The organism is Mycobacterium sp. E735, from assembly GCF_001666955.1.
Classification (GTDB): Bacteria; Actinomycetota; Actinomycetes; order Mycobacteriales; family Mycobacteriaceae; genus Mycobacterium.
This window is the reverse complement of sequence record NZ_LZIX01000229.1, coordinates 1-18,235: the sequence shown is the minus strand read 5'-3', so window position 1 is coordinate 18,235 and position 18,235 is coordinate 1. Positions and strand designations below refer to the sequence as shown.

Below are 18,235 nucleotides of genomic sequence, written 5' to 3'. Positions count from 1 at the left end.
CTCTCCTTTCAACAGTGCGACGGAGCCGCCTCCCGGGTCACGCCGCCGCGTGCCGTGGCCGTGACGTCGCGCGCAATGCCGCCGAACACCACGTCGCGATACGGTGCCGACGTGTTCCAAAAAAGTTGCCCCGCAAGCCCGTAGGGCTGGAAGAGGGCCCGTTGGTGGTACCGGGAGCCGCCGTTGTCGTCAGCGCTCGCCGACAGCTCGAGCCACAGGCGCCCGGGCAGGGGGAGGTCGGCGCGCAATCGCAGCAGCCGAGGGGTGTCGATGCGCTCCACCCGCCACCAGTCCAGGGCCTCGCCCTCGTGCAACTTCTGCCCGTCGAGCGTCCGGCGCCGCGGCCGGAGGGCCCCGAGCGTGCCGTTGATCCATCCGCGCAAGGGCCATTCCAGGGGGAACGCCGACCAGTTGCGCTCGGCGACGGCGGTTTGGATGGCACGCCAGAGCGTCTCGGCGTCCGTGCGGCTATTGCGTTGACGCACATCCTCGTACAGCGATCCGCCCGACCATTGCGGGTCGGTCGGCAGCGGTCGGGAAGGCGCACCGTTGGTGTCGGCGCGGGACCACCGGGTGCGCAGGTCCTGTTCGCGCACGTGCGCCAGGGCAAGTTCGACGGCCTCTTCGTAGTGCGTCAGCCCGCCCTCGGGATCGGGGATGTAGCGGGCGATGTCGTGATTGGCGCACACCACGTCGTTTTCCAGCGACTCCATCAACGAAACGGCCAGCTGACGGGGGAGTGGGGTGAGCAGGTCCACGAACGGCGCCGACAGCCGCGGGCTCAACAGCGGCACCGGGACCGCGGGCCGCCGGGGCAGGCCCGCGATCACGGCGTATTTGCGGATCATCTCCGTGTAGGTGAAGCGGTCGGGTCCGCCGATGTCGAAAGGCCGGTTCACGTCGCAGGGCAACTCGGCCGCGTGCAGCAGGTAGTAAAGCGCGTCGCGCACGGCGATGGGTTGGACGCAGGTCCTCAGCCAGCGTGGGGCGACGATCAGCGGCAGGCGCTCGGTGAGGTACCGCAGCATTTCAAAGCTGGCCGAGCCCGCCCCGATGATGGCGGCCGCGCGCAACTCGACGGTCGGCACGCCCGAAACCCGCAGGAGCAGCCCCACTTGGGCGCGTGAGGCCAGATGGTCGGAGAGCCGCTGCCCGTCGGGCGTGATGCCGCCGACGTAGACGATGCGCGACAGGCCCGCCTGGTTTGCGCACTCCGCCACGTTGCGTGCGGCGCGCTGGTCGAAGTCGACGAAATCGGAGCGCATCAGCGAATGCACGAGGTAGTACAGGACCTGCTGACCGTCGAGTGCCCGCCGCACGGCGCCGGCGTCGATGACGTCGCCCTGAACGACCTCGACATCTGCCCGCCATGCAACGTCGTCGAGCTTGGCCGGGTCGCGCGCCAGCACGCGCACGGAGTGCCCGCTCGCGAGCAGCTGCGGGATGAGCCGCGTCCCCAGGTATCCCGTGGCGCCGAACACGACGCAATGCATCAATTCACTCCTTCGCCGAGTGGTCGTCGGGGGTGGCGGTGTGGGCGGGATGTCCCGCCGTGCGCCGGCGTTCCTTGAGCTGCGCTTCGTGGACATGGCGACGTCCTTCGGTGAGCCGGTCGCGCACCAGCCGCTCGATCTCGCGGAAACAGCGGTAGTAGCCGTCGTCGTAGTCGTCGACCACCTGGAAGGTCCACCGACCCGGTAACACGTTGCGCCCGACGAGTTCCCGGCTGATGTGCTGGGCCAGCTCGGCGTGTCCGATCTCGTTCAGCCGGGCCACCGCGTCGTCGAGTTGCAGGTCGGCGCGCCCGGTCAGCTGATGGAACGAATATAGGTGTCCGCGGGCGCGCTCGACGGTCTCCAGAGCCTCGGTGACTTTGCCCACCGCCTGCGCGACCGCATCACTTGTTCCGTTGTGGCCCATGAGTTCCTCCCGCCCTGTCGCTGTGGCATTCCCGGTGAAACCTGAACCGAATCGCCGCGAGGGGGTCTAGCCGCTTAATTTAATTAATATTTAAATTAGTGGTCAGACTGCGGACGCGCCAGCAGGCCGCATTGGGGAACGCTTTGCTGAGGAAGGGTTTTGCGCGCCGCGAGAATCAAAGCGCCTTGAGCTGCTTTTTGGCCGCCCTGCGCAGTTGGATCATCCGGGCGGCGCCGACGAGCACCGTCGTTGTGGCGCCGGCCACCGCCGACAGCAGGTAGCCAACTCCGACCGGCAGGTTCCAGTGGAAAGCGAGGAAGTGCACGGTTATCGAGTCCGTGTTCTGCGCGACGAAGATGAGCAGCACGATCAGGATCAGCAGGCCGACCACGAGGGCCCACCATGCGGCCGCTAGCCGGGTGAACGATCGCGATGACGGCTCGGCGGGATCGCGCGATTCAGTGCTCATGCTGGTGACTAGCCCCCAGCGCGGTGAGCCAAACCCGTTGAAGCGCGAAATCCTCTCGCGCGGTGGCGTTTGATTCGCCCGCTCCGGGGTATGAGAGCTGCGATGACTGTCAAAGAGATGCCGAGGCGCGTCTGGCGTGGCCGGCGCACCGTGGTGCGCCTGCAGCGCGACTTGTGGCTGGCGCAGCTGGCCCTCTGGCCGACCTTGATCCTCTCGGCCGTCGCGGTTTCGGTTGCCACGTGGGCGTTGTGGCAGCGCAAATCCCGTCGGCCTCAGCACGAAGCGGCGCCGCCCGTCACGGATTCGGCGGCCGCCGGCGGTCCCGCGGCACAGCCCGGCCTCAGCGGCTGACGCGCCGCTCGAACAGGCCCCAGGAGATGGCGGCCCATAGAAACGCGAATGCCTGCGCGACACCGACGCGGCCGGACGGCACCAGCAGGCCCGCGACATAGCGGTCGACGAACCCGGTGGTGGGCAGGGGATCCATCCCGGCGCGGCGACGCGCCCACGATTCCGCCGACGTCAACGGGCAGGGCAGCTTGAGCGCGACAACGGCGACGCCCCAGACGACGGCCGCCCGGTGCAGCACGATGGTGCGCGGCCAGCGCAGCGCGAGGAAGCCGCCGACCGGCACGTAGGCCAGGTAGGCGAGGTGCACGGCAACGGTCAGGACGACGGCGGCGACATACCCTTTCCGCACGGCGATTTCCCCGTCAGCCGAGGCCGGCGCGTACCTGGTAGCGGCGCTCGGCGTAGGCGAGGTCGTCGCGCCAGAGCCTGTTGGCCGCGAAGCGCATAAGAGGGGCGACCACGGGGGCGGCCCGCGACGCGCGCGCGAACCCCGGCCGGTCCGAATGGGCGATGGTGGCTTCCAGCACGGCGGTGCGGGGGAGGCCGTCGGGGCCCGATCCGATTGGCGTGGCGTGGGTTTCGACAGTACTGCCGGTTCCCTCGCCGTCCACGATGCGCATGACGATCGTGCGGGCCTCCGGGCAGCTGAATTCCGCGACGACCGGAACGCCGAGGCGGCCCATCCTGAAGGTCACCGCCACCAAGAAGCGATCGACGGTTTCGGTTGGGGTGGTGAGCACTTCGAGCCGGGTGAACGAATAGGGGTGGAACCAGGCACCGTGCCAGGGATCCAGCCGGTTGGCGATGATGTCGGCGGGCTCGCACACGCCCGCCATCCGGGCGACGGCGGCCAGAGTGTCGCCGGTCGGCCGGGCCGGTATCACCGGTTCGGCCGACGGCTCTTCGCCGCCCGCCTTGTCGAGCCGAACCCACACCAGGACACCGTCGTCGTGGCCGGGCAACGGGCTCCAGCCGAATTCGCGCGCCCGGCCGTCCAGGGCAAGTCCGTGCCATCGGCAGATCAGCGTGCCGTCGTGCACCGTCCCGGTGGCCAGATCCGCCCCCAGGTGGGGGCAACCGCGCGGACCGACGCGGAGCCGGCGCTCGTCATCGCGCCAGGCGACGATGTCAACCCCGGCGATCCGGGCGCCGAACGGCCGCCCGGGGCGAACATCGGCGCTGCCGGCGAACGCGAACCAGTTCCCGGTGGGCCTGCCCTGGGCCCGTTTCAGCGCGCCGTCGATGATGGCGGGCTGCGCCTCGCGGTAGGTCGGGCGCTGGTCGGCCCACGGGGTGCGCGGAATCACTTGCAGCGGCCAATCTTTGGTCCGCACGCCCGGCCATAGGTGCTGGAGCTGTTCGCGAATATTCATCGTTGAGTGGATCCTTCGCGGGTGGCGAGCCATCGCAACAGGGCTGACCGGCCTCGGGTGGGTACGGTGACCAACGGGTGCCCGGCCAGTCCCCATCTTCTCAGCAAATGGTTCGCGGCGCACCAACCGGTCGTGGCGGCGCGCTCCATCAGCGCGACCGGCAAGTCGATGCGGACGGCGTCGCCGGCCAACAGCAGGCCCGGCTGGGGGCTGACCACCGCCGGGCGGTCCGCATAGGAGCCGGGCGCAAACAGCGGGCAATCGCTGCGGTGCAGCAGTCGCTCGCAAACGACCTGCGCCGCCGCGGTTTCCGGGTACACCTTGCGCAGCTGCCGCAGCGCCGCCGCGCGGGACGGCGCGGCGTCGAGGGCGTAGGAATGCAGTTCGACGACAGAACCGTGGTGCGCACGCGACCACTCGGCGGCCTGGCGTTCGTAGCGCTCCAGCACGCTGATGTTGTCCAGTGGCTCGTGGCCGGCCGTGCCCAAAAACGCCTGCCGCTGCGCCTCGACGGGGCGATCGAGCCACAGCCGGTGGACCGCGAAGGGCGGCGCCGTCCGCAGCCGCGCGATCTGTGCGCGCCAGTCGTCCGTGGCCAGCCCGGTCGATGCACCCACGACACGCTGCAGGCCGGCCACATCGGTGGCCAGCACGACGGCGTCCGCGTCCAGGCGCTCACCCGAATCCGTCCACACCCGAAACGGCTCCGCCGAGCCGGCCTCGATGCGAGCGGCGCTGGTGCCGAGGCGAAACCCGACGCCCCGCGCCTCGAGGTATCGGCGCAGCGGCTGCCAGAGGGCGGTGTCGTAGTTCGACGTGGGCACATCGAAGATCAGGCCTTCGGACGAGCCGAGGAAGTAGATGTGAAACATCGCCGCCAACTCGGCCGCGGACAGCTTCGAAGGGTCGGCGAAGAAGCTGCGGGAGAACACCTCGAACGCCAGATGCCTTGCTGCTTCGGGGAATCGGATGCTCTTGAGGAACGTCGCGGCATCGAAGTGGTCGAGGCGCTCGTAGATCCCGGGCACCGACACCGCGGCCAGCGGCGCGGCCGCGCGAGCGTCGATCTGCAGGAAGTCGCGAAGCCGGAAGGTCGGGCTGCGGGCGGCGAAGGCCACCGCGTTCCAGGGTGGGGTGCGTGGTAGCCCCCGGAATGTGTCGCGCCGCCCCGCGCCGTCGATGAGCGGATAGTCGTCGACGGGTGTGAGCATCCGCAGTTGCGGTTCGATGCGGCGGAGCAGGGCGCGCAGGTTGTAGTACTGCCGAAAGAACGCGTGGAAGCCCCGATTCATGGCGAGGTCGGTCCCGTTTTCGCGTTCGGTCCAGCCGCCGACCCGGCCGCCGAGGTAGTGTTCGCGCTCGATCACTTCGACGGCGACGCCGCGTTCGGCCAGGCCGGTGGCAGCGGCCAGCCCCGCGATGCCGCCGCCCACGACGACCACTCGGGGTCGTGACGCCAGCGCTCCGGCATCCGGGAATCCGGTTGGTGCGGCGAATGTTTCGCGCCGGCGATCGGTGCCGAGGGCCGTCATAGCGGCGCGTCCGCCAGGAAGGTGTGCACGATGTTGGCCTCCCAGCCCGGCATCGTTTCGCTGTGCACGGCGGTGAAGCCCGCGTCGGCGAGGCGGTCCCGGAATCGGGCCGCGCCGTCGAACTCGAGCACGCTGCGCCACAGGTAGCGGTACAGCGCCGCGTCGCGGGTGCGCCACCATCCGGCGGGAATGATGATGCCCCAGCACACGGCGTGCCAGATTCCGGTGGCGGCGGGGGAGTCGCGCACCGAGTACTCGTGCACCGCGAGTGTGGCACCGGGTCGCAGAAGGGCCCGGAGTTTCCGCAATTGGCCGTCCCGGTCGGCGAGGTTGCGGATCAGGTAGGCGGCCAGAATTCCGTCGAACGGCCCGGTGATCCCGTGCTCGGCCAGTTGCTCGACGGGGGTGTGCACGAATCGCACCGACCGGGGCCAGGCCTTCGCGGCCGCAGCGTCGAGCATGCCCCGCGACGCGTCGACGGCGACGATCTCGGCCTCCGGGGCGACGGCCAGCAGCGCGGCCGTCGACGCGCCCGTGCCACAGCCGGCGTCGAGCAGGCGTAAGCCCTTGCCGCGGTCACGTATTCGCATGCGGCGGGCGGAGAGAAGCAATTGGTTGTGATAGCCGGGGCTGGCACCCACCAGCCCGTCGTACGCCGCCGCTCCGGCGTCGAAGGCGGCCGACAGTTCGCCGGGGGTCGGGCCGGCTTCACCGACGCGCACGTTGGCGTTCCCATCCCAGCAGCACCGCGGTGGCGAGTGCGAAGCCGAACAAGAAATCCTCGACCGGGATGTCGAAAGGGACGCGCAGGCCGGTGATGTGGCGGGGGTCGTAGCTGACGATGGGGGAACTGAGCTTGGTCAGCCATCCGTCGACCGGAACCTGGAACCCGAGAATGATCAGCATCGACAGCCAGTACGCCGGCCGTCGGAAGAGCCCGGTGCGCAACACCGCCAATTCCAGTGCGCACACGGCGAATACCGATGCGACGGCCGGAACGGTATAACCCAGGCCGCTCACCGCCGGTTGACCCTGCCCAGGATGGTGCTCACGGCGTTGTAGGTGAGCAGCGCGCAGATCGGAATGACGATGAAGAACAGCACCTCTTCGATCGGCACCCGGAACGGGATGTCCAGGCCGGTGATGTATTCGCCGTTGTACGTCCACACGTGCGCGGCGATGGCGATCTCGTCCCAGACCAAAAACGCCACGGCCACGGGCAGAACGGCCTTCACCAGCCGCCGCCATTGCCGGTAGACGCCGGGGCCGAAGAACTCCAGGGGCGCGGTGATCGCCAGGCATGCGGCGAGGACCAGAAGATACTGCCAGCGATCGGTCATGCGGCCCCCGGGGCATCGGCAACGCCGGGCGAACTACTGCGCGCCCGCCACGACCGTATCAGCCCGATGCCGGCGACCTGCAGCCGTCGGGCTCTGCCGACCGTGGCCCGGTGATTGAACACCGCGAAATCGCTCTCTTCGATGCGGTCCAGGATTTCGGAGTACAGCGCCGCCGCGGTCGCCACGCACGGTCGCGACCGCGGGCTCAGCATGCCGATGCCGGCGGCCGCGAATCGGTAAGTCTCGCGGGTGATCTCGTGCTGGGCGGCGAGCGCTTCGCGCACCCGCGGGTCGGTGCGGCGCTTGCGGTGACACCAGGTCAGCAGCTCGCGATCCACACCGTGTGCGGCGAGCTCGTCGGCCGGCAGGTAGACCCGCTGCCGCAACAGATCTTCGTCGACGTCGCGCAGGAAGTTGGTGAGCTGAAACGCCCTACCCAGCGCCGCGGCGTAGGGCGCGGTCTCCTCGACCGGCGCCACGGTGCCCAGGACCGGAAGAACCTGCAGGCCAATGGCTTCGGCGGATCCACGCATGTATAGGTTGAGCGCACCGCGGTCGGGATAATCGGTGACCGTCAGGTCCATCCGCATCGACGCCAGGAAGTCGTCGAACAGCTCGGTGCCGATGCGGTAGCGGCGGGCGGTGTGGGTGACCGCGGCGAGCACGGGGTCGTCGAGATGGTCTCCGCCGGAGAAGAATTGGTCGGCGAGTTGCTGCAACCGCATGCCGCGGACGTCGGCGCTCAGCCCGGGGTCGAGGTCGTCGAGGATGTCGTCGGCATAGCGCGCGAAACCGTAGAGGGCGTGCACGGCCGGACGTTGGTCGGGTGCCAGCAGGCGGGTGGCCAAGAAGAAGGTGCGGCCGTGCGCGGCGTTGAGTTCGCGGCAGCGCCGATAACCCTCGCGCAGGCGCGGATCGTCGATCCCGGCCGCGTCCAATTCGCTGCGAATCATGTCAGCCCGGCCCTCATGTCGTGGTGCGTCGTCATCCGGTTGGCTCGGCCGGCGCTGGGGCCGGTGACGCGGTCGGCGGCTAGCCGACCCGAGATCAGCGTGGTGGGGACGCCGACGCCGGGCACGGTTGACGAGCCGGCCAGCACCGCGTTTTCGACGCCGCGCACCATGTTGGCCGGCCGGAAGGGGCCCGTCTGCCCGAAGGTGTGGGCCAGCGCGAAGGGGCTGCCCGCCGCCATGCCCTGACGCGCCCAGTCCGCGGGCGTGACGGTGTCCAATACCGTTGCGTCCTCGGCCAACCCGGGCAGTAGCCGCGCCGCGACCTCGTCGATCAGGGTGTCGACATAACGCGCCCCGACGGTGTCCCAGTCGATGGGCCCGCGATCCAGGTTCGGCGCGGGGGCGAGCACGTACAGCAGGTCGTGCCCGTCCGGGGCCAGGGCGGGGTCGCTCGCCGTCGGGCGGGTGACCAGCAGCGAGGGATCCCGCATCACGCGGCCGTCGCGGATGATGTCGGTGAAGGTCTGATCCCAGGAATCGCCGAACAGGATCGTGTGATGGGCCGCGTCGGAGGCGACGCGGCGGGAGCCCAGGTGGGCCACGACCGCCGAAGGCGCCGGCCGCAGCCGCACGGGGCGGCGCGGTGTGCGGCCCAACAGTTCATAGGTCTGGGGCAGTTCGGTGGTCAGCACCACCGCGTCGCACGCGATGGGGTCCAGGCGATCCGTCAGCACGGCCCTGACCCGTCCGGCGGCGCGGTCGAGCCCGGTAACCGTGGCGTTGTAACGGAATTCGACCCCCGCATCGGCGGCGGCCGCGGCCAGTGCGTCGGGAAGCGCGCGAACCCCGCCGCGCGGGAAGAACACGCCCGCGACGGTGTCCATGTAGGCGATGACCGCGTACACGGCCAGGGCGTTCCGCGGCGCCACGCCCGCGTACAGGGATTGGAACGTGAAGACCCGTTGCAGCCGGGGGTCGCTGATATGCCGCTTCACCACGCGATCCCACTTGCGGAAGCCGCCGATCGCCGTCAGCCGCGCCAACTGCGGCGTGAGCAACGACAGCGGGGAGTCGAAGTTGGCGGCGATGAACCCGTCGAATTCGATCCGGTACAACCGCTGCAGCCACTCGCGCAGCCGCCGGTAGCCCGCTGCCTGCCCGGATCCGGCGAACTCTGCAATGGCGGTGGTCATCCGGTCGGGGTCGGTGTGCACGTCGAGCGCGCTGCCGTCGGCGAACACCGCCCGGTAGGCCGGGTCAAGCGGCAGCAATTCCAGCCGGCCCGACCGGCTCTGGCCGGCGGCCGCGAAAGTCTCGTCGATGATGTCCGGCATCGTGAGCACCGTCGGCCCCGTGTCGATTCGATAGCCGTCGACGTCGAGGCGGCCGGCGCGCCCCCCCGGCCAGGGGTGGCGTTCCACCACCGTGACCGCGCGTCCACGGCCGGCCAGATGCAGCGCGGCGGACAGACCGGCCAGGCCGGCCCCGATCACCACGACGCGCTCGCTGCGTCCTTCGATGGTCCGCATGTCAGCATGCTCCCAAACTTGCGTCGCTCATTCGGCGCGATCCGTGCAGGCGGTCGCCATTTCCTCCAGCGCGGTGCGAACGGGTCCGTCGATCGAGGCGTCGTCGAGGTGTTCGCGCGCGGCCGCGACCCGGTCGCTGATCATCTGCTCGATCAGCTGGACCGCCCCCGTCCCCACGATCAGCTTTTTGCATCGATCGAGCGCTTCACCGTCGAGGGCGTGGCCGTTCATCAGTTCGTTCAGTTCGGCCCGGGTGGACGCATCGGCGAGCTGGTGAGCGGTCACCACGAGGCTGGTTGCCTTGCGCTCCAACAGGTCTCCGGCGGCCGGCTTCCCGGTGATCGCCGGCGAGCCGAAGACGCCGAGCACGTCGTCGCGAAGCTGAAAGGCTTCCCCGATGGCGGCGCCGTACCGGCCGAGTCGGCTCAGCGTCCGATCGTCGCAATCGGACATCGCCGCGCCGATCTCCAACGGCCGCCGCACGGTGTAGTTGCCCGACTTGCGGCGGGCCACGTCCAGCACGGCATCCAGGGTAGGCATGCGCCGGACATCGCTCACCAGGTCGGCGAACTGGCCCACCGCAAGCTCGGTGCGCATCGTGTCGTAGCGCGGCCAGGCGCGCTGCAACCGACGGGCATCGACACCGCTCTCGCGCAGCATCTGCTCCGACCAGATCAGGCAGAGGTCACCCAGCAGGATGGCGGCCGATTCGCCGAACCGCGCCGACGAGCCGGACAGCCCGCGCGCGCGGTGCCATTGGGAAAATTGCAGGTGTGCCGACGGGCGCCCCCGCCGTTCGGCCGAACCGTCCATGACGTCGTCCTGCAGCAGCGCGAATACGTGCAGCAGCTCGAAACTGGCCGCCGCCCGCAGCGCCGCCCGGTCGGGCGCGGCACCGCAGAGCCACCCCAAGTACATGAAGGTCGACCGCAGACACTTGCCGCCAGACGCGAACGCCATCAGGATGTCGCCGGCGGCGTCGACGCGGGTGTCGTCCAACTGGGAGCGCCGGGGTTCGACGAAGTCGCAGAGGACGGCGAGCACGCCGTTCCGCACGCTCGAGCGCCACTCGTCGAAGGGGGCGGTGCCCGGCCAGTCCGCCGCAGCTGCCGGCGACTCGGTGGCGGGTGTCAACGACAAAGCACCCATCTTGGCCACGCGCTCCCTCCTGGACGGCTTGGCATTCCCAGGTCGGGACGGCTCAAACACGCGCCGCCATCTCCGCTGTTCGGACGCGAAGAAACCGGCCCATGCCGTCGCCGCGATCCCGCTCCGATCAGCCCGTCCCAACCTCGGACGACTTACCCATCACCTTCAATAACTTAAACATTAACTTACTGAAATTGTCCTCGGTTCGCCAGTCGTGGTCACGTCTCGTCCCCTGTGCCATCGTCGCCGGAGGTCCATTTCAATCAATTAACCATTAACGAACTGAACTGTGTGCCGGTTCAGGGATATGCTCACTTTGTTATGGAAGCTGAAGAGCAGCGCCTGCGCCGCGATGTGCTGGAGTCGCTGATCTCGGCCGATCTGCGGGAGATATCGACCGAATCCGACCAGATCGGTCGGCAATTCGCGATGTTACATCGTCTGCGGCCCAATGACTTCCGTGCATTGATGTACATCATGGTGGCAGAAGCCGCGGGGCGGCCGATGACCTCGGGCGACCTCAGTCATCGGATGGGGCTGTCCGGTTCGGCGATCACCTACCTGGTGGACCGGTTGATCGACTCGGGCCACATCCGGCGCGATTCCCACCCCGATGACCGCCGCAAGGTCATCCTGCGCCACGGGGAATCCGGCCTGGCCACCGCCCGGTCGTTCTTCAGTCCGCTCGATGCCCACAGCCGGGTCGCCCTCGAAGAGTTACCCGACGCCGACCTGATGGCAGCGCATCGTGTGCTCGGTGCGGTCATCGACGCCATGCAACGATTCCAGGGCGAACTCGCAGTGCCCCAGGAGTGATCGGCGACTTCGCCGCGTCCGCCCGGGCGCTTGGGGCCGTTTGGCGCCGTTGCCCGCGGGTATACGCGACTCAACTCAAGTGTCCGACAAAAATCCCTCGGACGGACATGAGGGGTGGTGGGGCCCAATGGAAATGGCCAGCGGGCGAAACACTCGCGTGGCGATCGCCTTCGCCTTCACGATTGCGATAACGGTGGTCGGCTACCCGGCCCCCGCGACGGCCACCCCGGCCGTCACGGCCTTTCCCGGTATGGAGATCCGCCAAGGCGGGGCCGTGTGCATGGTGGGGTTGGTCGAGCCCCGGCTGCGGGTCGCGGTGACCAGCGGTCAATGCGGTAACGGGGAGTCGGACGTCACCGACCACGACGGAAACCCGGTGGGCAAGGTCGTGCTCGCCCGTCGCCAGGCCGCCGACGACGTGGCGGCGAGTCGCGCGATGTCGCCCGTCGAGTACGAAGTCATCGCGCTCGGCCCCGACGTGACCGCCTCGGACCAGTTGCCGACCGGCCGGCAACTGAAGTCTTCCCCGGGCCTGCGTGCGCAGCCGGGGCTGCCGGTGTGCCAGTTTCGTCGATCGGTCGGCCAGCGGTGCGGATCGATCACCTCCGTCAGCGAAGGGCGGTTCATCATCGCCGACGTGGCCGTCGACAGTCGTGACTTCGGTGGACCGGTCTATGCCCTGACCGACGACAACGCGGCCGTGATCGTCGGGCTTTTCGAAGGGATGTGGGGATCGGTGCCCGAGATGGAGTCGTGGCAGGCGGTCATGCAGCAGGTCTACATCGACGGCCGGGCGCAAAACCAGCAGCCGCAACCACCCGGGGAACCGCACATGGTCGGCCTGCGGGTGCCCGCGTAAACCGGTCCGGCATCTGCCGACGCGCCGCTGAAACCCAAACGCCCGGGCGGAGCCCTGGGGAATCGACGTCGCACCGGCGCGTTTCCGACGCGGGGAAAGGGGAACCCGCCGCCGGTGAGCGTTTCCGATCTTGTCGCACTGCCCTTCCAGTGGGGCTCCGCCATCCGGGGCAAACGGTTGTTTCATCCGATCGGGGTTCTGGCGGAGGGCTTCATCGAACGGGTCGCCCCGGCCGGCCAGGGGCTGCCCATTTCGTCGTCCGAGGTTGTCGCCCGGGTGTCGAAGGCCAGTGGCACGCCCGGGGCCTTGCCTGACTTCATCGGCCTGGCTTTCCGGGTCACACCGCCGCAGGGGACCGGGCCGTGGGACATCCTGGTCGTCTCCTCGGGCTCGGGGCTGCTGTCCCGGGCACTCGCGCTGCGCCCTGCCATCTCGTGGAGCGATCAGACGCTGACCACCCTGATGCCGCTGCACTACCGGGGAGCCAATTGGTGGCTCAGGGCCCGGATCGTCAGCAAGATCGACGGTCCCGGCCTGTCGCTGGACGGCGTGCGCGACCGCCTCGAGCACGACAGCATCGAGGTCTCGCTCGACCAAGCCTGTGGCAGTGGGGATTTCACGCCGCTGGGCCGGCTCACGCTGACCGGGGCCGTCGATCCCGAACCGGCGGCCGACGTGTCATTCGATCCCGTGATCAACACGCCACCCGGCGTGAGCCTGCGCCCGCGCTGGCTCGCCGATCTGCGCGCCCGCGCCTACCGGCGAAGCCGGCATGGCAGGGACGCGGAATAGGAGACCGGGCAGTGGATTCACGGTCGTTCGTCGAGGTGGTCACCCGCGACGCGTCGGCCGGACGGATCGCTCACCGCTCGACCGGTGCGCAGACTCGTCACGGCAGCGTGGTGATGGTCCCGGCCGTCAAGAGATCGGTGTAATAGCTTCCGCCAGGGTAGAAATCGGGTGTGGTCGTTCCCGCGATCATGTCGGCGATCCAGCCCCGGGTCAGACCCCAGACCGCGGCGACGTTGTCGGCCTTCGGGCGCCCACACACAAGGTTCTCGTAACCCGGCGACGACGGGCCGAGTGCGTCGCCGTGGGCGCCGGTCGTGATTTTCACCCCGTGAAACGTGCGGTCCGGGAAGTACCGCTCGATCGCCTTGGTGCCGCGTTGAAAGAAGTTGCACAGCAGATGCGGCGACGCCGTGGCGTAGATCGGCAGCGTCGTACCCGCGAGGCCCGCGAGCGCGTCGTCGGTATTGGAGCCGAGGAACGACTTGACGCCGTCCTCGCTGACCACGCCGCGCAGCTGGGTGAAGGCGGCCGGGTAGGAGCTGTGCAGGCGCTCGGCGACGTATTCGACGGCCTCGGAGCCCGCCGAGTGGCCGACGAACACCATGTTGTCGGGTAGCGGCGCGACGGGGCGGCCGGCCTTCTCGGCCGCCGTCGCGAACGACGTCGCCAACGCGCCGCGCGGGTCGTCTTTGTGCGCGAAGACTTCCGCGATGTTGTCCAGGAACCCTCTGTTGTCGATCAGGTGCTCCACGGTGCAGCCGAAGATGTTGAGGGTGGACAGGGTGGTGGCCACCACCAGGTAACCGCTGCCCGCGAGCTCGGGGCCGAACGCGGACCACACCTTCTTGCCTTCCACGAAGCCGTGCTGCAACCAGACCAGCCCGAGCGGGGGCGTGCTGGGGAAATACCACGTCGTGGGTACCGCCTGCGTTGCGCTTGCGCAGGTGACGTCGGTCGTGCTGTCGGCCTCCGTGGCTTCGGCCCGGGCCGGGCACGGGGCGAACGCGATCGCGGCCAGCGCGACGATGCCGATCACGGTCGCGCTGGTCCGACGGGCACGCCAGGCCGGCGCACCGAACTTCATTAAGGGATTGAACCATTAAGTTAATTAAATGGGGCCTCATCGGCCCCGAATCCCGCTATGTGCGATTCAGCGGGCGTGCCCGAGCAGGTGGCGGAGCGCCTGATCGAGGTCGGGTTGGCGGAACCGGTGCCCTTGCGCGCTCAGCTTGTGCGGAAGAACCCGCTGGCTGGCGCACGCCAATTCGCGTGCGCCCTGCTCGCCGAGCAGCACCCGCGGCCCCAGCGACGGCACCGGCAACACCGCGGGCCGGTGCACGACGCGCGCCAGCGTCGTCGTGTACTCGCTGTTGCGAACCGGCTGCGGGGCAACGGCGTTCACGGCTCCCGACAGCGCCCGGTCCCATAGAGCGCGGTGGTAGATGTCGACCAGGTCGTCGATCCCGATCCACGACAACCATTGCCGGCCGTCGCCCAGTCGCCCGCCCAACCCGGCGCTGAACAACGGGCGCATCAGCTTCAGCGTGCCCCCGCGCGGGGATTGCACGATCCCGGTGCGCACCCGTACCACGCGCACCCCGGACTGCTCGGCGGGCTCGGTTGCGGCCTCCCAGTCGGCGACCACGTCGGCGAGGAAACCGCCGCCCCGGTCGCTGTCCTCGGTGAGGACCTCGTCGCCCCGGTCGGATCCGTAATATCCGATCGCCGACGCCGAGATGAGCACCGCCGGGCGGTCGGTGGCGCGGCCGAGCGCCTCGGCGAGGCGGCGGGTAGGGCCAATCCTGCTGTCGCGGATGGCATGTCGATGTTTGTCGGTGAACCGGCCGGCGATCGAGGCCCCCGCCAGATGGATGACGGCGTCCACGCGATCGAACAGTCCCGGGTCGGGGTCGTCGGGATCCCACTCGCGCTCGTCGTCTCCGCGCGCAGGGCGGCGCACCAACCGGATGACGCGATGGCCGCCCGTGCTCAGAAACGCCGTCAACGCCGAACCCACCAGCCCGGACGCACCGGTGACCGCGACGGTCAGCGGAGCCAGCCCGTTGTCGGCGGCCAGCCGGTGGGCGGCCAGATCGTCGGCGAGCTGACGGTGCCGGTAGGTGAACATGGGCCGCAGCAGCGACCCGGGCACCGGTGTGTCCACCCGGTCGATGACCCGGGTGCGGCCGTCGCCGACGGCCTCGAAGTCATGGGTGTGCCGCCAGCGCACGGCGATTCGGGTGGGCAGCGTGGCCAGGCCGTCGCCGCCGATGGCGTCCACGAAGCGCCGCGGCGGGTCGTAGTCTGCCGGCTGGTGGACGGCGACCCAGCGCAGGCCGCCCGGTAGCGCCAGCGTCGCCCGCCCGTCCTTGAGTGAGGCGGCCTCGGAGACCAGGCGCATGGGTTGCCACGGCGGTGAGAGCCGGGCGAACGCGCCCGGCCTGGCGTGCCAGGCGAACACGTCGCCGATCGGCGCGTCGACCACGCTCGAAAATTCCAGCCCCATCGCTGCAGGCTAGCGGTTGGGCAGCGCGTGCTCCACGATGGGCATGCGCGGCTGGGGCTGCCGCTCGCCGCGCTTGGCGGCGAGATATACCTGCGCGGTCTCCCGGGCCACGGTCTTCCAGTCGAAGGCCGAGGTGAGCCGTTCGCGGGCGGCGCGGGCGCGCTGCTGCGCGGCGAATGGATCGTCGAGCACGACCCGCACGGCCGAGGCGAGCCGAGCGACGTCGCGGGGTGGGCAGGAGACCCCGGTCTGGCCGTTGATCACCGCCTCGCCCAGGCCCCCGATGTTCGACGTGACGAGCGGCGTCCCCGCCGCGGCGGCTTCCAGCGCGACGATCCCGAACGGCTCGTAGTGGCTGGGCAGCACCGCGGCGTCGGCCCGGTGCAGCACCGCGAGCAGCTCGGCATGGCCGAGGTGGCCGACGAACCGAGTTGCCTTGAGCACCCGATGTTTTCGGGCCTGCTCGACGAGCCACTCCTGCTGCGTGCCCTCCCCGGCGATGGTCAGGGTGGTCCCGGGGTGGGCGCGCCGGATGCGGGGCAGGGCGGCGATGACGTCATGCACACCCTTTTCGTATTCCAGCCGCCCGAGGAAGAGCAGTTCGGCGGGACCGGTGCGCGGCCGGCGCTCGGCGAACGGCCAGCGCGCGGCGTCGATTCCGTTGCGGATGACCGTGATTGCGGCCAGGCCGGGCCCGAACAGTTCGGTGATCTCGTCGGACATCGACGCCGAACAGGTGATCAGCGAATCGGATTCGCGCACCAACCACGACTCCACGGCGTGCACCTGACGACTGATAGCGCCGGACACCCAGCCGGAGTGCCGTCCGGCCTCGGTGGCGTGGATGGTGGAAACCATTGGCACGTCGTAGAACTGCGCGAGCGTGATCGCCGGATGGGCCACCAGCCAGTCGTGCGCGTGCACGACGTCGGGACGCCACGGCCGGTTCGTGCCCCGCTTCTTCAACGACAGGCCCTCGCGCGTCATGGAATGGCCCATGGCCAGCGTCCACGCCATCATGTCGGTGCTGAACGAGAACTCGTGCGGGTCTTGGGCTGCGGCGATCACCCGGACTCCGTCGACCACCTCGTCGGACGACGGGTGCGTGCTGGGGTCGGTGCCCGTGGGGCGGCGGGACAGCACGACGACCTCGTGCCCGGCCGCGGCCAGCGCCGTCGACAGGTGATGCACGTGCCGGCCGAGCCCGCCGATCACCACCGGCGGGTACTCCCACGAGACCATCAGGATCTTCACGCGGCCGCCAAGCTCATCGGGGCAGCCTGCGCGCGTCCAGGGCGCCGAACAGACCGTCGGCGCGGTTCCAGCCTTCGGCCAGGCGCCCAGCGGCGTCCCGGCGCCCGGACGCGAGCGCCCCGGCGATCTCGCGGGTCGCGTGGGCGTGCAGGTGGGCGCGGTAGCGAGCGTAGTCGGCGGCCGAGTCCTTGCTCACCATGAACGGCCAGTCGCTGGACACGGTGAGCAGGGTCTCGCGCAGGATCTGGTCGGCGACGTGGTCGCGGGGCAGCGGCCCATCCAGCGAGGCCCGTTGCGCGAGCGCCTTATCCACTGTGCTCAGCGCCGTGTCGACCACTTCGTTGTTGAGCTGGACCAGGTCGGCCACCTTCTCGCCCGCCCAGACCTGCCAGTCCTTGCCCGAACCCCACGAACTGGGCGGCAACGCGACCGGGCGCCCGACGAATCCGCCGTCGATGGCGTCGTTCAGCGTCCCCACCCGCACTCCGGCGGCGGGCAGGGCGCGCAGCAGCCGCTGCAGCCACGTCGGCCCCTCGTACCACCAGTGGCCGAAAAGTTCGGTGTCGAAGGCGGCGACCACGTGCGCGGGGCGCCCGATGCGGTCGGATTCGCTGGTCAGCCGGTTGCGGACCACCTCGACGAAGTCGGCGACGTGGACGTCGACGGCGTGGTCGGCGCGCTCGGGGTCATAGGGGGCCTTGGCCTCCGACGCCACGTTGCGGCCGGTCACCCGTGCCGGCTTCAGCCCGGTGAGGTGGTCGTAGGTGTGGAAGTCGCGGTAGGCGGCGTGCCCGGGGTAGCCGGACTTGGGTGACCACACCCGGTAGCTGACCTGCAGGTCGCGTCCGAACGCGACGACGTCGGTGTCGCCGACGGGCCGGCCCAGCGCGGTGTCGCCGTGCAGCGACGGGCCGTCGACCATGAAGTGGGTGACACCGGCGGCGGCGTAGTCGTGCTCCATGCCCGGGGCATAGGCACATTCGGGCGCCCAGATCCCGCTGGGGCCCTGCCCTTTTCGCGTCCCCAGCCGCGACTGCGCGTCGGCCAGCCCCTCGCGCAGGGCGAACTCGCGCAGCCGCGGCGCGAGCAGCGGCTGGAAGGGGTGGGCCAGCGGGCCGCCGAGCAACTCCACGGTGCCGGCGTCGAGCAGGCCGCGCAGCAGCGGGCTGGCGCCGTGCCGCCATCGGGTGGCGAAATCTTCCAGCGCCCCGTCCGCCTCGGCGCATTCCCGAATCCCCAAGGCGCGCAACGCTTCCGGCGTGCAAGATTGGTATTCGGCCGACTTCGAGCGCGCGGCGGACCGGACGCTGGCCGCCTCGGCGGCCCGCAGCCGCCAGTTGGCGAGCCAATGGTGCATGCCGTCCAGGCAGTACGGGTCGTCGAGCTGCGCGT

General features: G+C 69.8%; 20 protein-coding genes. 4 read left to right on the top strand and 16 right to left on the bottom strand.

Annotated elements, in window-relative coordinates; genetic code table 11:
- Positions 1–8: 8 nt before the first annotated feature.
- The 3 genes from A5704_RS18570 to A5704_RS18560 all read right to left on the bottom strand — a co-directional run bounded on the left by A5704_RS18570 (position 9) and on the right by A5704_RS18560 (position 2,389).
- Positions 9–1,493, bottom strand: a complete 1,485-nt coding sequence (locus A5704_RS18570) for a DUF2867 domain-containing protein (RefSeq protein WP_067751272.1) — start codon at positions 1,491–1,493, stop codon at positions 9–11.
- A 4-nt stretch (positions 1,494–1,497) separates the two neighbouring features.
- On the bottom strand, positions 1,498–1,920 hold the full coding sequence (locus A5704_RS18565) for a hypothetical protein (protein WP_067751113.1): 423 nt from the start codon (positions 1,918–1,920) through the stop codon (positions 1,498–1,500).
- A 175-nt stretch (positions 1,921–2,095) separates the two neighbouring features.
- Complete coding sequence (locus tag A5704_RS18560) at positions 2,096–2,389, bottom strand: lipopolysaccharide assembly LapA domain-containing protein (RefSeq protein ID WP_067751110.1); 294 nt, start codon at positions 2,387–2,389, stop codon at positions 2,096–2,098.
- 102 nt (positions 2,390–2,491) lie between these two features.
- On the opposite strand from A5704_RS18560, the gene A5704_RS18555 reads away from it, so the two are divergent.
- On the top strand, positions 2,492–2,740 hold the full coding sequence (locus A5704_RS18555) for a hypothetical protein (protein WP_067751107.1): 249 nt from the start codon (positions 2,492–2,494) through the stop codon (positions 2,738–2,740).
- Here the strand turns inward: A5704_RS18555 and A5704_RS18550 are convergent.
- From A5704_RS18550 to A5704_RS18510, 9 genes are read right to left on the bottom strand one after another with little or no spacing between them, the layout of a single operon-like run.
- Positions 2,730–3,089 (bottom strand): DUF2784 domain-containing protein, encoded by a 360-nt coding sequence (locus A5704_RS18550; protein WP_231969175.1) that lies wholly within the window; start codon positions 3,087–3,089, stop codon positions 2,730–2,732. The two genes, A5704_RS18555 and A5704_RS18550, sit on opposite strands and share 11 nt — an antisense overlap.
- Before the next feature lie 13 nt (positions 3,090–3,102).
- Complete coding sequence (locus A5704_RS18545) at positions 3,103–4,113, bottom strand: DUF5914 domain-containing protein (protein ID WP_067751104.1); 1,011 nt, start codon at positions 4,111–4,113, stop codon at positions 3,103–3,105.
- A complete protein-coding gene (locus tag A5704_RS18540; protein ID WP_067751101.1) occupies positions 4,110–5,645 on the bottom strand; it encodes an FAD-dependent oxidoreductase in 1,536 nt (511 codons plus the stop codon). The genes A5704_RS18545 and A5704_RS18540 overlap by 4 nt, the downstream gene beginning before the upstream one ends.
- Positions 5,642–6,367 carry a class I SAM-dependent methyltransferase gene (locus tag A5704_RS18535; protein ID WP_067751096.1) on the bottom strand — a complete coding sequence of 242 codons (726 nt, stop codon included), beginning with the start codon at positions 6,365–6,367 and terminating at the stop codon, positions 5,642–5,644. Before A5704_RS18535 ends, A5704_RS18540 begins: the two co-directional genes overlap by 4 nt.
- Positions 6,354–6,665 carry a lycopene cyclase domain-containing protein gene (locus tag A5704_RS18530; RefSeq protein ID WP_067751093.1) on the bottom strand — a complete coding sequence of 104 codons (312 nt, stop codon included), beginning with the start codon at positions 6,663–6,665 and terminating at the stop codon, positions 6,354–6,356. The genes A5704_RS18535 and A5704_RS18530 overlap by 14 nt, the downstream gene beginning before the upstream one ends.
- On the bottom strand, positions 6,662–6,985 hold the full coding sequence (locus A5704_RS18525; protein ID WP_067751090.1) for a lycopene cyclase domain-containing protein: 324 nt from the start codon (positions 6,983–6,985) through the stop codon (positions 6,662–6,664). Before A5704_RS18525 ends, A5704_RS18530 begins: the two co-directional genes overlap by 4 nt.
- Complete coding sequence (locus A5704_RS18520; protein WP_067751087.1) at positions 6,982–7,938, bottom strand: phytoene/squalene synthase family protein; 957 nt, start codon at positions 7,936–7,938, stop codon at positions 6,982–6,984. The genes A5704_RS18525 and A5704_RS18520 overlap by 4 nt, the downstream gene beginning before the upstream one ends.
- Entirely contained in the window at positions 7,935–9,467 is a 1,533-nt protein-coding gene (gene crtI, locus A5704_RS18515) for a phytoene desaturase family protein (protein WP_067890388.1), read from the bottom strand. The genes A5704_RS18520 and crtI overlap by 4 nt, the downstream gene beginning before the upstream one ends.
- Before the next feature lie 27 nt (positions 9,468–9,494).
- Positions 9,495–10,676, bottom strand: a complete 1,182-nt coding sequence (locus A5704_RS18510) for a polyprenyl synthetase family protein (RefSeq protein ID WP_067890386.1) — start codon at positions 10,674–10,676, stop codon at positions 9,495–9,497.
- A 261-nt stretch (positions 10,677–10,937) separates the two neighbouring features.
- On the opposite strand from A5704_RS18510, the gene A5704_RS18505 reads away from it, so the two are divergent.
- The 3 genes from A5704_RS18505 to A5704_RS18495 all read left to right on the top strand — a co-directional run bounded on the left by A5704_RS18505 (position 10,938) and on the right by A5704_RS18495 (position 13,083).
- Positions 10,938–11,432: a MarR family winged helix-turn-helix transcriptional regulator gene (locus A5704_RS18505; RefSeq protein WP_067751072.1), complete on the top strand. Its 495-nt coding sequence runs from the start codon at positions 10,938–10,940 to the stop codon at positions 11,430–11,432.
- Between the two features lie 127 nt (positions 11,433–11,559).
- Complete coding sequence (locus A5704_RS18500; protein ID WP_067751066.1) at positions 11,560–12,291, top strand: hypothetical protein; 732 nt, start codon at positions 11,560–11,562, stop codon at positions 12,289–12,291.
- A gap of 114 nt (positions 12,292–12,405) precedes the next feature.
- On the top strand, positions 12,406–13,083 hold the full coding sequence (locus A5704_RS18495; RefSeq protein ID WP_067751062.1) for a phosphodiesterase: 678 nt from the start codon (positions 12,406–12,408) through the stop codon (positions 13,081–13,083).
- A gap of 97 nt (positions 13,084–13,180) precedes the next feature.
- Here A5704_RS18495 and A5704_RS18490 read toward each other — a convergent pair whose 3' ends face one another.
- The 4 genes from A5704_RS18490 to A5704_RS18475 form a co-directional block, all read right to left on the bottom strand.
- Positions 13,181–14,167, bottom strand: a complete 987-nt coding sequence (locus tag A5704_RS18490; RefSeq protein ID WP_067890383.1) for a hypothetical protein — start codon at positions 14,165–14,167, stop codon at positions 13,181–13,183.
- Between the two features lie 66 nt (positions 14,168–14,233).
- Positions 14,234–15,589, bottom strand: a complete 1,356-nt coding sequence (locus A5704_RS18485) for a TIGR01777 family oxidoreductase (RefSeq protein ID WP_067890380.1) — start codon at positions 15,587–15,589, stop codon at positions 14,234–14,236.
- Positions 15,590–15,598: 9 nt separating this feature from the next.
- The gene (locus tag A5704_RS18480) at positions 15,599–16,843 is read right to left on the bottom strand and encodes a glycosyltransferase family 4 protein (RefSeq protein WP_067890376.1); all 1,245 of its coding nucleotides are present in this window, start codon (positions 16,841–16,843) and stop codon (positions 15,599–15,601) included.
- 13 nt (positions 16,844–16,856) lie between these two features.
- A partial coding sequence (locus tag A5704_RS18475) for a glycoside hydrolase family 57 protein (protein ID WP_067890373.1) occupies positions 16,857–18,235 on the bottom strand: 1,379 nt, incomplete at its 5' end.

What these genes read in the sequence shown, in the direction of transcription:
- A5704_RS18555 (WP_067751107.1), top strand. Translation starts at nt 2,492, where the DNA reads ATGACTGTCAAAGAGATGCCGAGGCGCGTCTGGCGTGGCCGGCGCACC.
- A5704_RS18525 (WP_067751090.1), bottom strand. Translation starts at nt 6,985, where the DNA reads ATGACCGATCGCTGGCAGTATCTTCTGGTCCTCGCCGCATGCCTGGCG.
- A5704_RS18505 (WP_067751072.1), top strand. Translation starts at nt 10,938, where the DNA reads ATGGAAGCTGAAGAGCAGCGCCTGCGCCGCGATGTGCTGGAGTCGCTG.
- A5704_RS18565 (WP_067751113.1), bottom strand. Translation starts at nt 1,920, where the DNA reads ATGGGCCACAACGGAACAAGTGATGCGGTCGCGCAGGCGGTGGGCAAA.
- A5704_RS18545 (WP_067751104.1), bottom strand. Translation starts at nt 4,113, where the DNA reads ATGAATATTCGCGAACAGCTCCAGCACCTATGGCCGGGCGTGCGGACC.
- A5704_RS18570 (WP_067751272.1), bottom strand. Translation starts at nt 1,493, where the DNA reads ATGCATTGCGTCGTGTTCGGCGCCACGGGATACCTGGGGACGCGGCTC.
- A5704_RS18540 (WP_067751101.1), bottom strand. Translation starts at nt 5,645, where the DNA reads ATGACGGCCCTCGGCACCGATCGCCGGCGCGAAACATTCGCCGCACCA.
- A5704_RS18485 (WP_067890380.1), bottom strand. Translation starts at nt 15,589, where the DNA reads ATGGGGCTGGAATTTTCGAGCGTGGTCGACGCGCCGATCGGCGACGTG.
- crtI (WP_067890388.1), bottom strand. Translation starts at nt 9,467, where the DNA reads ATGCGGACCATCGAAGGACGCAGCGAGCGCGTCGTGGTGATCGGGGCC.
- A5704_RS18490 (WP_067890383.1), bottom strand. Translation starts at nt 14,167, where the DNA reads ATGAAGTTCGGTGCGCCGGCCTGGCGTGCCCGTCGGACCAGCGCGACC.
- A5704_RS18560 (WP_067751110.1), bottom strand. Translation starts at nt 2,389, where the DNA reads ATGAGCACTGAATCGCGCGATCCCGCCGAGCCGTCATCGCGATCGTTC.
- A5704_RS18520 (WP_067751087.1), bottom strand. Translation starts at nt 7,938, where the DNA reads ATGATTCGCAGCGAATTGGACGCGGCCGGGATCGACGATCCGCGCCTG.
- A5704_RS18500 (WP_067751066.1), top strand. Translation starts at nt 11,560, where the DNA reads ATGGAAATGGCCAGCGGGCGAAACACTCGCGTGGCGATCGCCTTCGCC.